We start from the raw sequence: 13,956 nt of genomic DNA, 5'->3' as shown, positions 1-13,956 counted from the left end.
TGCCAAACATGCGGTGCCGTTATCGCTATTGTTTCCAGCCTAAAGCTGAACAAACCCGTAGAAAAAATTTGCATCGCGGAAGTTAAAAAAAATGGAATAGCCAGCGACCTCTACCTTGGCGTTCGAGCCGCACCGATACTCCTATCTGGTCATCGCTTTGTCCTGTTATTCATGCAGGACCTTTCTGCGCAGCAAAAACTCGCTACCCTCCAAAGAGTGTTTTTTCATGATCTTACCAATATTTTAACCGCCCTTTTAGGATATTCCGAAATCCTGGCCCTGAACAGCTCAGGAGAGACACTGAAAACAGCGTCTATTATCAACAAAAGCGCTCAGAATCTTTACAAAGAAGTTGTGCTCCAGCGAATACTTGCTCACGGAGAACTTGGTGATTTTCAATATTCCAAAGAGAATATCCCGGTCAGTTCCATTCTCACTGAGACATGTGACGGCTTAAGACTGCATCCTTCAGCCAACAACAAAAGCCTTTCGGTTATTCCTGCCGGATCAGATAAAGCCATATCGTCTGACCGATATATCATCATCAAGATCTTAACGAATATGCTCATTAATGCCCTTGAAGCGTCTGATGAAGGAGATGAGGTGCAGATCTGGGCTGAATACCCCCAGCAAGACGAAATTATGTTTGCAGTTTGGAATAAAAAAGTAATTGAAGAGTCTCTAAAACAGCGGATATTCCAAAAAAACTTCAGCACCAAAAACATGAAAGGTAGAGGGCTTGGCACCTATTCCATGAAATTATTTGGTGAAGAGATACTCGGGGGGAAAGTGTACTTCATTTCACAGGAGGAAACCGGCACAACTTTTTATTTAAAACTCTGTCGCAACAACTAACCAACCGTGAAAAAATGGAGTCCAATAAAATGTTATGGTTAAAAAGTATTCATCCAGCAATCTTAATGAGTAAATACTCCCTACCACTTTGTCATATCAGACAAGGAAAATCGCTATCAATTGGTTAACTTTATACGTAAAAACAGCATCTTACAAACACCAAATTCTCTGATATATAAGGTAAAACCCCAGAAGAACTCGCCAAGGCTGGCGACAATATCAAGAAGGCCAACAAACAAATTTTCTTTCTACCTGAAACACGATAGACAATAGTTTTGGGTCGTGTGGTAAGGCACCAGGTCTTGAGATATCACTTTCTTATTCCCCAAGATCTGGTTCTAATAACTCTCTGGACTGCCGCGTCGCTGCGCTCCTCGCAGTGACGGCAATAAATGTCTTCATTGCGAGCGAAGTATGGTAATGCAGGAAATTGCAGGTTGACACCTCTTTGGCCTGGCCGCGTCGCTGCGCTCCTCACAGTGACGAAATAAAAAAAAGGGACTCGGCCAAATAGCCAAATCCCTTATAAATCTGTTGGTGCCTCGGGGGAGAGTCGAACTCCCATGTCCATACGGACACATGGACCTGAACCATGCGCGTCTACCAATTCCACCACCGAGGCATTGCAGCAATGCAAGGGCCACAATGTAGTTTTTTCTGTCGCTTATTGCAAGAAAATTAACATTTCCTACTTAATTTTCTTAGTCGCGCCATCTTGGTATCTTTAAAATCAACTCGGCAGTTCTCACTGAAATCTATCCGCCGAAATCGGCCAATAACTCTTTCCTTCCATTGCAATAAATTGTATGTATAGATGCTTATAACTCCTGCCACAGAATGCTATGATAATTTATACAGACCTTGACGACATCCCCCAGCCTTTCGATAAGCCCTTTGTGACAATCGGCAACTTCGACGGAGCACACCTGGGCCATCAAATGCTTTTCGGTGAGGTGGTGAATAAGGCGTATACCTCTGGCGGCACCAGTGTGGCGATTACCTTTGCCCCCCATCCCCTGCAAGTAGTGCGTCCCGACATGGGGCTTAAGCTCATCTCCACCTGTGATCAGAAGAGAGAACTCATTGAGCTGGCAAACATTGACATCTTAATCATCATCCCGTTTACCAGACCTTTTGCTGCAATGACAGCAGAGGATTTCGTCGACAACATTCTCATCTCTAAAATCGGAGTTCACGAGCTTGTCGTCGGTTATGATTATGCCTTCGGCAAAGGGCGGCAGGGCAACATCCCCTTTCTCCAGGAACAAGGCAGACAAAAGGGTTTCAAGGTCACCGTGATCGAGCCCTATTATGTTGAAGATATGCTGGTCAGCAGCACTATGGTTCGTCAACTTGTTAACGAAGGGCGCATGAGTGATGTAAAGAAACTGTTGGGCCGATTTTACCAGATTCGCGGCGAGGTAAAAATTGGTAAGCAGCGCGGCGGCAAACTCCTTGGTTTTCCCACCGCAAACCTACAGATCACCGCTGATGATCTTTGCCCAAAGCACGGCGTGTATGTAACTCAGGTAATCTACGAAGGAAAATGCTACGGAGGTGTCTTAAACATTGGCAAGAACCCAACCTTTGAAGACACCCAGAGCATCTCTGCAGAAACACATATTTTTGACTTTAATCAGGACATTTACGGCAAAGACATAAAAATCAATTTACTCCGCCATTTACGGGGTGAAAAAAAATTCAGTGGCCCCGAAGAACTCGCTGCCCAAATCAGTCAGGACATCACCCAGGCCAAAGAGGTGCTGCGCCTTGAGGAAAAAGAGATCCTGCTCTCCTGCTCGGAACGCTATAATAGGTAACGGGTGGTTGGACAAACAGTTGATCTGTCGATTAGGAACATCAAATACTTCCCGCAATGGCCCCTTTCACCGACCACCAATACCCACTAAACCAATCAACCAGTTAACCAATCCCCCTACTGCACATAACAGTTCCCATCCTGGACTCGTATCGTCCGTTGCGAATATCTGCTGCTATCCTCATTATGAGTAACCATAATGATGGTCTGGCCTTCCTTGTTCAACTCCAGCAAAAGCTGCATAATTTCCTCGGCGGTAACTGAATCAAGGTTGCCAGTCGGCTCATCAGCCAGCAATATCGGGGGATGATTGACAATGGAACGGGCAATTGCCACCCTTTCCTGCTCCCCTCCCGACAACTGGTCAGGCAAACGATCTGCTTTACTGGCAAGACCCACCCGCTTTAATACAGCCTGGGCCATTTCCGCCTGTTTCTTGGGTTTAATGCCGGTGATGGCCATGGGCATTTTCACGTTTTCAATTACGGTCAGATACGGAATGAGCTGAAATGACTGGAAGATAATACCGATATATTCACTCCGAAAGTCGGCCCGCTGCTCACTGCTCAAATCGTATAAGTTTAAACTATCCACCAGAACCTTGCCTCTGGTCGGGTGATTCAACCCGCCCAGAATAGAAAGCAGGGTACTTTTTCCTGATCCAGACTGACCCATGATAGTTACAAACTCTCCATCATCAATAAAAAAGTCCATATTCTGGATAGCCGAGACCTTTGTGTCCCCACTTTGGTAATCCTTGCCAATACCTCGTACTTCGATCAGGTGTTCAACTGGTTCTGTGCATGAAGTTGCCATAATAATGTCCTTATATATTTTTCAACCTTTTTGTTGTCTCAACCAACAGCGCTTTCAACCCTTAACTCAACCGCTGACTGCATCCATCTGCAAAAACTACTTTCCGCATAACCGCCTATAAAGCTCGCAGCGCCACACTCGGATCAAGACTGCTCGCCTTGCGAGCCGGGTAGAGGCTGGCCAGCAGGCTCAATGCAACGCTCGATAAAATGGAAACTCCACCCATTGTCCAGTTTACCCCAAGGAGTTGCCCTTCGGGGATAACATAAGGCATTACAGCCCATGAAATGGCATTGCCACCGGCAAAACCGAGAATGCCGCCAATCAACCCAACGACCATAGCCTCAAGCAAAATAATCTGCATGACATGACCTTGTCGAAAACCAATGGCCCGAAAAATTCCAATTTCACGGGTTCGTTCGTTGACAGAACCCATCATGGTTACAAAAACAAGCAACGAGCCGATAACAATAACCAGCAACGCAATCCCATAACTAAACGATTGAAAAACCTCTACCGCCTGCATCTTGCCCATAACAGCCTGTTTAAGTGCTGTTACTTTCCCTTCGGGGAACTTCTCGGCAATTTGCAATACCATATCCGAGATAGGGCAGCCTCGGCAGAAGGCTGAAACTTCAACCATTGAAATTTTGCCCTCCTTACCAAGAACCGTTTGCACCTCGTGCAGATCGCCAATCATAATTTCATCTTCAGAGGCCCCGGTCGGCATCAGGATGGCACCAACCGTAAAGTCATGACCCCCGCTGAAACTAACCGTATCCCCTATTTTAAGGCCAAAAGATTTAGCCGCCTCTGAGCCAACCAACAGTTTTCCTGCAGTCGGGAGCTCTCCCTCGAAACTCCACCAGGGCTTCAGGGCAATCTCCTGCTCAAAATCAGAGCCCATCAACAAGACCTTCTTGCCATTTAACTCAGCGCTACCCAGGACTTTTGGCGCAACGATACCAATATTTTTTGTGTTTTCAATTTCACGAATCAAACCCATGCGCGCTTCGTCAAACTCAACACTTTCATAATGCACACCAGCTACACTGATCCCGCCATAGGTCAAAGAGAGACTGTCACTTTTTGGTACCATAACAATATTAGCACCAAACTGGTCGAGGCGCTCTTCAATGTCATGAGACATTGACTCAGTAATCGCAAGCAGTGCGACAATGGAAGCAACACCAATAAACAGACCCAACACCAAAAAAATCATCTTGCCTTTACGGCGGGCCAAGTTGTTAAAAGAGATATTATAGAGCTTCAAATTCGGCCTCCTTCTTAAGAGTCGACTGCCTCTGTCGATGACCTGTCGTATTTAAAAGATCCACCGCTAAGCCCTTGTCTTTAAAAAAACTGTCGATGGTTTTGGTGTTCGTCTTCAGACGGTTAAAGGTCACAACCAGACGTGTTTCTCGGTGGTCTGCCATGGCCTTTCGCACACCATGCAAGCCATCAACACCCTGGACAATTTCCTGATGCCAGGCGCTCGAATCAGCCATTTTGTAAATTGCATCATCAAGATTTCGCGTCGTTAAATAACCTATCGTTTTCGGCACAACAATTGCGCCTAAACCCAGAATAATAATGGCAGAGACAACGGTAGCCAATGTGCCGAAACTGACCCCCCTGTTTTTCACACCCAACACCTTATCTCGCTTATCGCGGTATTTTTCAGAATCGTATCCCATAGTTGGCCCCTCTATTGTTTCTTAAATTTGCAGTACCAACTATTGGCGGTAATGTCCTTCATGGAGATCACCAGGTTAGCTCCCTGCACAACGCGATTTAATGGTGCCGGATTACAGCCGCCCTTAACTACATTAATTTTGTTTGAAGCAAAGCGCTGGCCACAGTTTTCACAAATCATATAATCGCCATCCTGCACGTATCCTTTTCCGGCCTTGTAACAGACATCACAGGCATCAATGGCAGCCCGAATAACCCCATCTCCACTTTTCAAGGTAAAGAAATATACCATGATGCCATCATCGGCCTTCACCTTGAAATAATGAGCCTTACCATCGCTGATAGTTGCCACTGGAATCGAAACTGTTCCGTTTTTCGGTTGAAGTTCTGTAAACCTACTGTCGCCGCCAAAAAACGGAATATTAAATGCCATAGCAAAAGAGCTCAGCATTAAAAATCCCGCAACAAAGAGTGTGGTTGTCAGTATTCTTTTATTCATCATGTTCATCTCCTTATTTGTTGTCCAATTTCGATATGAACTTACGATACAATTTCTTCCATTCCGAGGCAGTCGCATTACAACCTCCACTACTGCAACCGCCGACTCCGCACCTGGCAAAAGAGTTTGAAAACTTAGCAACCTGAGTTCCCTCTACAACCTCCTGACTTGAGAGGGCAGCCGGGTAGCCCATGCTTGAGAGTGCTTCCGCAAGATCAGCCCCAGAAATTCGCAATGTATGATCAGCAATAATGGTTTTTGCTTGAAAGTCAGCGCTCATACCAAGTACTCCTGGAATTTTCTTTAAATTAGCCTCAATGAGGCTAAGACATGAACCGCAGACCAAATTTTCTACCAACAAGGTTGTGCGTTGAACTCCCTGAGCTTTTGCGGATCCATCACCCACCACAACAGTCAAACCAATTATCACTAGAAAAAATGTATGAATAATTATTCGTCTCATCTCAATCACCAAACAAACTATAATCTCTTCTTGTATGTAAAGATTAAATAGGGTTTTCAACCAATTTAGTTTCTAATAGAGCACCTTTCATGCCAAACGCCAAAAACCTGATAACCATTCGATTTCATGAACAATATCAATATAGGCTTTCAGATAAAAGCCAACACATCAAAGAATATTCTTCAATTGAATTATAGAATAGTCTGTAAATTAGAGATTATGGGGGTCGCACAAAAGAGGGTAAACCTAAAGCGAGTGGAGTTACTCTATCCCAAACTTCTCTAACCGATAGATAAGAACGTGTCGGGGAATTTTCAAAAGACGGGCCGCTTCGGAACGATTGCCCTTACTCATTAAAAGAGCCTTCTGAATGAGACTTTTTTCAACTTCTTCCAGAGAGATACCTGCTTCCGGTATCTCTGGCACGGAAAACCCCTCACCCTTTGGGGAAGCTGTAGGCCGTATTCCTGTCTTATCAATGACATCTCCCTTACGAAGGATAACGCAACGCTCCACTGAGTTCTGCAACTCTCTGATATTGCCGGGCCAATCATAATGCTGTAGTTCAGCCATGGCCTTTTTGCTGAACTGGACAGTTGCCGGCGCACCCAACTTTTGAAGAAAATGACCCACTAAGCCGGGAATATCCTCTTTACGTTCACGAAGCGGTGGAATATGGAGAGGTATTACACTTAAACGATAGAAGAGATCTTCACGAAACGAACCTTTGGAAATTGCCTCTGGCAAATCAATATTTGTCGCGGCAATCATCCTGGCATTTACCGGCTCACTGGCATCTGCACCAACCGGCTCCACCTCCCGCTCCTGGATGACCCGGAGCAGTTTGGCCTGCATTTCGACCTGGAGCTCTCCGATCTCGTCAAGAAAGATTGAACCCTCGCCAGCTGTCTGGAAACGGCCCTTTCTGTTTTTTACTGCGCCGGTGAAGGCCCCCTTTACGTGGCCGAAAAGTTCACTTTCAATGAGTGTTGGCGGTATGGCCGCACAGTTAAATGCCACAAAAGGCTGCTTGTTGCGCGGACTATTCTGATGAATCAAACGGGCAAGAACTTCCTTGCCTGTTCCAGACTCCCCGGTAATCAGAACGGTTGCCTCACTATTAGCAACCCGCAAGGCAGTTTCCAGAAGTTCAGCCATAGCGGAGTTCGCCGTCTCCATCCCCTGGGTACCGGTAAGTTTGTTTATTTCTTCAGAAAGATCCTTCGTTTGAGCACGCAGCGAACGGAGTTCTATTGCCTTTTCACAGGAGCGCCGCAAGGTGTCGCGATCAAAGGGCTTAGTGATAAAATTAAAGGCCCCCATATTCATGGCTTTAACCGCCATTTCAATGGAACCAAAGGCCGTAATCACGATCACGGGAACATCCGGACCTACTTTTTTTATATGTTGAAGAATATCCAATCCACTCATGTCTCCAAGTTTCACATCGGTGACAATCAGTGCAGGATCAAGTTTTTCAAATTTCTCCAACCCTTCTTTTCCTGAAGAGGCACACGCTACTTTAAACCCGGCGTGCATCAGATTGTATTCGGTAACCCGCAACAAACTTGTATCATCGTCAATAAGAAGGATTACGCCTGTCATGCAGCTGCCTCAATAGTTGTATTGATATATTAAAAAATAAATATACCACATCAACCGATCAGAATATCTTTATTTTTTAATACTACTAGTAAAACATGACACCGGTCGTGGCCATAATGCCTGAAAAAAGGGTGGGAAATCGAGGTTAACCATTCAATTTCATTATTTTTTTAATTTCACTATTTTTTTTTTTACTGTACTTTACTGCCATGCAACAAGATGACCTTTTACACAACTTTATAAACTCTACTTATTCGGGTCATCTCCTATCCGGAACACACTCTTCATTCCTTAAAAAATACCTATCAAAACGCATACGTAATTTTCTAGAGTTTGAACAATTCGGTCCACCTGTCATTCCCTATATTTCAGCCTGGAAGGAAGGTGACCCCCATATCTGGTTTGAGTACGCAGGCCGGAAACTGCTCAGCATCCTGGGCTGTAGCTCTGAGGACTGCGCATCACGTTTACGAAAAAGCATTGTTGACCGTTGTGTCTATAAATCTCCAGGACTTAAGCCAACCACGAAAGAAATTCTCAGCGGCAGCGAACTGACAAAATCGAACCAACGGCTTCGGGAAGAGGTGAAGCATAGCGGTGAACTTGAGGCAGTTTATAAGATCTCTACAGCTGCCGGCACAATGTTATGGCTCAAAGATCAAGCCGTCATTGAAGTGTTCAAGGAGGATAACATCTGCCTTTCTCATGGGGTTCTGAGCTTTGTGACTAAAGAGATGCAGGCCGAAGAACAACTTAAACAGACCCAGAAAGATCTACGCAAACATCGCGACCATCTTGACAAGCTTGTAAAACTCAAATCCTTGGAACTCAGAAAATCACAATTAGACATTATTTCTCGGCTGGCCAAGGCTACTGAATTCCGAGATCAAAGCACCGGACAGCACATCACCAAGATGGGCCATTACAGTGCAATTATCGGTGGAAAGATCGGCATTAAACCCTATCTAAACAAACTTCTTTTTCACGCTACACCAATGCACGATGTCGGTAAAATTGGTATCTCCGACAGCATTCTCCTTAAACCCGGCAAGCTGAACAGCCAAGAATACACCATGATGCAAAAGCATAGCAAAATTGGTGCAGAGCTTCTATCCGGCCATAAATCGAACCTTCTAACTGTTGCAAAACATATCGCCCTCACTCACCACGAAAAATGGGATGGTTCCGGCTACCCACACGGCCTCAGCCAAAAAAACATACCTCTTGTTGGCCGAATCGTAGCACTTTGTGACGTCTTTGACGCACTCACATCCAAACGCCCATACAAGGATGCCTGGCCCTTTGCTGCTGCCATCGAAGAAATTATTCGCTGCCGTGGAAGCCATTTTGACCCTCGTATCGTTGATGTTTTCCTGAACTGCCTGCCGGATATAAAAAAAATATACACTAAAAATTTCCCACCCCAACTCTACTCGTCCTAGTACTACCACTCACTAATAACCATAATCCGGACATACCGGAAAATTGCCCCTTAACAAGGGTACTAAAAAAATATTTTCATTTATAATCCCTTGACTTAAAAATAGTAATAATTACTGTTGTGTTATGTAATACCCCTCTAAGGAGCCGGAAACCTACCCTACCCCTTACTTTCTCCTAAACCCTGGGTTTCCGGTCTCCTTAGTTTTTTTATTTTGACAAATATTGTTTTTCTGTGCTGTAATGAATTTTTACACTTTAAAACAAGGGGGCCTTACAATGAAGATGACAGAGATTCAAAAACGAGCAAAAGTAATGGGACTTAATCCAGGAAAAGTTAAAAAATCAGAATTGATTCGTTTAATTCAGGAACAAGAAGGCAACTTCTCCTGTTTTCAGACGGCTGAAGATTTCTGCGACCAAACAGAGTGCTGCTGGAGGGGAGACTGCCTCACAACCCATTAATCCATTTATTATCAGTTAACACTCTTAAGCCGGTATGCTATTGTGCAACATACCGGCTTTTTTTATTTAAAAACCGGCGCATTTGATTAATTTTTCTTCTCGCGGAGGCAACTAATGTCACAATGGTATCTTTCTTACAACGGTAAACAGATTGGACCAATGGATCTTTCCCAGGCTCTAAAGCAAGTCCAGCAAAACAAAAATGGCCATGCCTGGCGTGAAGGTTTGGCCCAGTGGCAGCCAATTGAATCAATAAGTGAGTTATCTGACAAAAATAATTCCCCCAACGCACCACCGCCCTCTTCGGGTGCTTTCAATGCCGACGATATCGATTACAAAATATTTGGCTCAGAGATGCAGTTTGTTGAAGTTGAGCTTGATCCCGGCGAATCGGCTGTCGCAGAAGCTGGTGCCATGATGTACAAAGACAGCTCGATCCAGATGCAAACCGTTTTCGGTGATGCCTCTAGTCAAAGCGGCGGATTCATGGGCAAGCTCCTGGGGGCAGGGAAACGTTTGCTGACAGGTGAAAGCCTGTTCATGACAGTCTTCACTCATAATGGTTCCGGCAAGGCCCATGTTGCTTTCGGGGCACCGTACCCTGGCAACATCATCCCCGTCTCTCTGGCAAAGGCCGGAGGCTGCCTTATCTGCCAGAAAGACAGTTTTTTATGCGCGGCCAAGGGTGTATCCATCGGCATATATTTCCAGCGCAAAATTATGACCGGTCTTTTTGGTGGTGAAGGCTTCGTTATGCAAAAACTTGAGGGTGATGGGCAGATTTTTATTCATGCCGGGGGGACTGTAATAGAACGGCATCTCAAACCGGGAGAGTCACTTCACGTCGATACCGGCTGTATAGTTGCCATGGAGCCATCAGTACAATTTGACATCGAACAAGCAGGCGGCATCAAAACTGCTCTTTTTGGCGGAGAAGGTTTTTTCTTTGCAAAAGTTACAGGCCCAGGCAAAATATGGCTGCAATCACTCCCCTTTTCTCGTCTTGCCGGACGGATGCTTGAAGCCATGCCTCAAAGAGGCGGGGCTAAGGATGAAGGTTCTCTTCTCGGTGGGTTGGGAAATATGATTGGCGGTCGTTAGCTCTACTTTGTCAGATTAACAGAGCGTAACAGAAAATCCCCCTGGCCCCCTTTTACAAAGTGGGGGATCATTAACTTTCCATTGAAGATAGGCGACGCAGGAGACTTCGAAGGGGGATTTCATAAACATCTCACTGATCTGACAAAGTAGAACTAGGCGGCTGAAGGCTTAGCTTGCAACTGTTCTGCTGCCTTCATTTTTTCCCATAAGTTCTTTCTGCTGATACCTAGAAGCCTTGCTGCTTCTGTTTTATTGCCATTTGCCAGAGAAAGGGCTCTTTCTATACAGCGTTTTTCAACACAGGCTATCGCCGAGGCTAGATTCAATGTTTCCTGATCAAGGCAGCTATCATCTTTTCCAGTTAACCCAGCCGGGAACAGCTCTTCAGTTATAAGCGTTTGCTGCGTTAAAACAGATGCCCTTTCCAGTATATTTTTTAGCTCTCGTATATTCCCTGGGAAATCGTAGGAATTCAACCCAGCCAATGCTGCCTCAGACAGGTGCAGATCAAAGCCACGCATACTGCTGAACTCAGATAAAAAATATTCACATAATGCCGGAATATCATCTTTTCGCTCTCGAAGCGGCGGTATCTCGATAGGAATAACCTTTAAACGGTATAGTAAGTCCAAACGAAAACGGCCCTTCTCCACCTCTTCCTCCAGGTTTCTTGCAGTAGAGCATAAAATGCGGACATCAACAGGTATAGGAAAACGCCCCCCAACAACCTCTATCTCGCGCTCCTGAAGCACTCTTAGAAGCTTCACCTGGAGGCCAAGCGGCATATCGCCAATCTCATCAAGAAGAATCGTACCACCGTTGGCCAGTTGAAACTTACCTGTCTTTTTCGAGTCCGCCCCGGTAAAGGCACCTTTCTCATGACCAAACAACTCTGATTCGATTAAATTCTCAGGTATCGCAGCACAGTTCAGTTTCACATAGGGACCTTTATGTCGTGAGCTCTGTTCATGTATGGCAGCGGCGACCACTTCCTTTCCTGTACCACTTTCCCCGGTAATCAGTATTGTTGAGTTTGATAAGGCCACGCTGCTGATGAGTTTTTGAATATTCTGCATAGCGGCGCTGACACCGATCATTTCAAATCTCTTAACACCTTCCTCTAAAGCAGCACATTTTGTCCTGATGGCCTGTTGCTCGACAAGCCTATTAACCCTGATACTCAGATCATCCATATCAAAAGGCTTAAGGATATAATCGGAAGCCCCTTTTTTTAAGCAGACCACAGCATCATCAACTTCCCCAAAGGCTGTCATCAGAATCACATCAGTATGCGGGGAATTTTTTTTGATATGACCTAGGAGACTGACCCCATCGAGACCAGGCATTCGTATATCTGAAATAACAATATGATAATTTGTATGTTTAATTTTCAGCAAGGCGCTGGTGCCATCAGCCACATCATCAACAGTCCAGCCATCAGCAACCAGGCGGTCATAAAGCGTAATCCGCATGATTTCATCGTCTTCAGCTAAAAGAATTCTAATCATCAACAATTCCTCATGGTAAGTTTACTTCAGGCCTTCTTGCCTGAAACAATCGGCAGCAAAATCTTAAAACAACTTCCTTGGCCTTTTTTACTTTCAACGATGATAGAGCCGTTCATTTTTTGAACAAGTGCAAGTGATACTGTGAGCCCCAAGCCTGTCCCTTCCCCTTCACCTTTGGAGGTATAAAACGGGTCAAAAATCTCACGAATGTTTTCCTGGTCAATTCCAATCCCGGTGTCTGTCACAGCCACCTCAATTGCCTCGCCCTTGAGTGTTGATGAAACCTTGAGTGAACCTCCGGTCGGCATCGATTGCAGGGCATTTAAGCAAATATTTACAATCACCTGCCTAAAGGCCTCAACATCGACTAAATACGAGTCGCTCAGGTTAAGATTTGTGTTTAAGTCGATGTCTTTAAATCGATATTCCATTAAAGCCAGACACTCACGAATAAGCTCATCAACATCAACCTCTCGAAGACGCAACGGCTCCTTTCTGCCAAAATTCAATAGTTGCCGCAGTGTTGTCTCAACCCTCTTTAAGCCCTTGTCAAGAAGCCCCAGATATCTGCTTTGCAACTGCCTGTCACTGGGATTTTGGGTCATTGACTTGACACAATTTCTCATGCCGCCCAATGGATTATTTATCTCATGGGCAATACCGGCAGAGAGCCTGCCAATGGCCGCCATTTTTTCAGCCTGGTAGACCTGCTCCCTTGTCTGTTCGAGCTGCTCCTGTGAAGCAATAAGGCGGTCGCTCAAATCAAAAAATTTCTTACTGAGATCAGAAACCTCATCCCCTCCACCAACAAGCACTCTATCTTCTAGCTGGAGTTCTGGAAACGAATCCATGGATTTTGAAAGAAAAGCCAGCCGGCGCACCACAATTTGATCGAGCAGAAGGTAGATCACCAGACCAACCACAAATATAGTGCCAAGGCAGACCAGTAGGAGCATAACATTATTCCTGGTTATGGCTTGATACGCCCATTCAATAGGAATAACCAGACTCAGCCCGCCCCGGACATCGCCAATTTTGTACCCATGCTTGACGTGGCACTCTAAACAGGCCTGCTCAACAATCAGCGGACTAATAAAGCGTAAAAAACGAGTACCTTTATCATGGGTAATCTCAATAACCTCAGTGACACCAGTTTCGAACAGTGCAAGACTTTTGGCCTCAAAGTCATCCGGAGCATTTTGGGGGTTCACCGGCTTCAAACTCGTTACCCTGAAACGACAAAAATCTGATTTATCTGCATACAAGGACAACTCTCGAGTCACCATCGCCGGATTTCGTTTCACGTACTGATTGCCATGAGTATCAACAACTTCAGGATCGTCTAAAAATGGATTAGGGCTGGTGCCAGGTCCTTTCATCAGGAACAAACCGTTATGATCAGCCACCCATTTCCGAGTCAAAACAATCTGCTGTGCAATCATCCGCGCTTGACGTTCAGCTAGGCCTCGTACCAACTCATTCTGAAATGAAGAGGTTCGGTAAAAGGTAATCCCGAAAGAGACCAGGATAACTGCTCCGATAGAGAGGATAAATTTTGATCTGAGTTTCATCTGACTCCAACCCTTAAAATGTAACTACGGACACCACCTGTAAGTCTAGTAGCAAAATGCATTCCGCACAGGCAACAGAACAGCTTCATGCCTGTAATTTCCAGGAGTGCGGGCATTAC

General features: G+C 45.2%; 13 protein-coding genes and 1 tRNA gene. 5 read left to right on the top strand and 9 right to left on the bottom strand.

Annotation, left to right across the window (positions count from 1 at the left end; translation table 11 throughout):
• On the top strand, positions 1–855 hold an 855-nt coding region (locus HQK80_04580; protein MBF0221498.1), incomplete at its 5' end, for a HAMP domain-containing histidine kinase.
• A 535-nt stretch (positions 856–1,390) separates the two neighbouring features.
• On the opposite strand, the gene HQK80_04575 is transcribed toward HQK80_04580, so the two are convergent.
• Positions 1,391–1,477, bottom strand: a tRNA-Leu gene (locus tag HQK80_04575).
• 220 nt (positions 1,478–1,697) lie between these two features.
• On the opposite strand from HQK80_04575, the gene HQK80_04570 reads away from it, so the two are divergent.
• Positions 1,698–2,675: a bifunctional riboflavin kinase/FAD synthetase gene (locus HQK80_04570; protein MBF0221497.1), complete on the top strand. Its 978-nt coding sequence runs from the start codon at positions 1,698–1,700 to the stop codon at positions 2,673–2,675.
• A 116-nt stretch (positions 2,676–2,791) separates the two neighbouring features.
• Here HQK80_04570 and HQK80_04565 read toward each other — a convergent pair whose 3' ends face one another.
• The 6 genes from HQK80_04565 to HQK80_04540 form a co-directional block, all read right to left on the bottom strand.
• Entirely contained in the window at positions 2,792–3,490 is a 699-nt protein-coding gene (locus HQK80_04565) for an ABC transporter ATP-binding protein (GenBank protein ID MBF0221496.1), read from the bottom strand.
• 115 nt (positions 3,491–3,605) lie between these two features.
• Positions 3,606–4,763 (bottom strand): ABC transporter permease, encoded by a 1,158-nt coding sequence (locus tag HQK80_04560; protein MBF0221495.1) that lies wholly within the window; start codon positions 4,761–4,763, stop codon positions 3,606–3,608.
• Positions 4,750–5,187 carry a hypothetical protein gene (locus HQK80_04555; protein ID MBF0221494.1) on the bottom strand — a complete coding sequence of 146 codons (438 nt, stop codon included), beginning with the start codon at positions 5,185–5,187 and terminating at the stop codon, positions 4,750–4,752. Before HQK80_04555 ends, HQK80_04560 begins: the two co-directional genes overlap by 14 nt.
• Positions 5,188–5,198: 11 nt before the next feature.
• Positions 5,199–5,693, bottom strand: coding sequence for a DUF2318 domain-containing protein (locus HQK80_04550; GenBank protein MBF0221493.1), 495 nt, complete (start codon positions 5,691–5,693; stop codon positions 5,199–5,201).
• Positions 5,694–5,697: 4 nt separating this feature from the next.
• Positions 5,698–6,147, bottom strand: coding sequence for a heavy-metal-associated domain-containing protein (locus tag HQK80_04545; protein ID MBF0221492.1), 450 nt, complete (start codon positions 6,145–6,147; stop codon positions 5,698–5,700).
• Between the two features lie 261 nt (positions 6,148–6,408).
• A complete protein-coding gene (locus tag HQK80_04540; GenBank protein ID MBF0221491.1) occupies positions 6,409–7,752 on the bottom strand; it encodes a sigma-54-dependent Fis family transcriptional regulator in 1,344 nt (447 codons plus the stop codon).
• A gap of 209 nt (positions 7,753–7,961) precedes the next feature.
• Here HQK80_04540 and HQK80_04535 point away from each other — a divergent pair, with 209 nt between their 5' ends.
• The 3 genes from HQK80_04535 (at position 7,962) to HQK80_04525 (ending at position 10,758) form a co-directional block, all read left to right on the top strand.
• On the top strand, positions 7,962–9,194 hold the full coding sequence (locus HQK80_04535; GenBank protein MBF0221490.1) for an HD domain-containing protein: 1,233 nt from the start codon (positions 7,962–7,964) through the stop codon (positions 9,192–9,194).
• A 277-nt stretch (positions 9,195–9,471) separates the two neighbouring features.
• Complete coding sequence (locus HQK80_04530; GenBank protein ID MBF0221489.1) at positions 9,472–9,657, top strand: SAP domain-containing protein; 186 nt, start codon at positions 9,472–9,474, stop codon at positions 9,655–9,657.
• 114 nt (positions 9,658–9,771) lie between these two features.
• Positions 9,772–10,758, top strand: a complete 987-nt coding sequence (locus HQK80_04525) for a TIGR00266 family protein (GenBank protein ID MBF0221488.1) — start codon at positions 9,772–9,774, stop codon at positions 10,756–10,758.
• Positions 10,759–10,910: 152 nt separating this feature from the next.
• Here the strand turns inward: HQK80_04525 and HQK80_04520 are convergent, their stop codons facing one another.
• Positions 10,911–12,266 carry a sigma-54-dependent Fis family transcriptional regulator gene (locus HQK80_04520; protein ID MBF0221487.1) on the bottom strand — a complete coding sequence of 452 codons (1,356 nt, stop codon included), beginning with the start codon at positions 12,264–12,266 and terminating at the stop codon, positions 10,911–10,913.
• A 26-nt stretch (positions 12,267–12,292) separates the two neighbouring features.
• Positions 12,293–13,837 carry a DUF3365 domain-containing protein gene (locus HQK80_04515; GenBank protein MBF0221486.1) on the bottom strand — a complete coding sequence of 515 codons (1,545 nt, stop codon included), beginning with the start codon at positions 13,835–13,837 and terminating at the stop codon, positions 12,293–12,295.
• Positions 13,838–13,956: the final 119 nt, after the last annotated feature.

Source organism: Desulfobulbaceae bacterium (assembly GCA_015231515.1).
Classification (GTDB): domain Bacteria; phylum Desulfobacterota; class Desulfobulbia; order Desulfobulbales; family VMSU01; genus JADGBM01.
The sequence above is the reverse complement of the archived record's forward strand: the minus strand, read 5'-3'. Positions and strand labels throughout refer to the sequence as shown.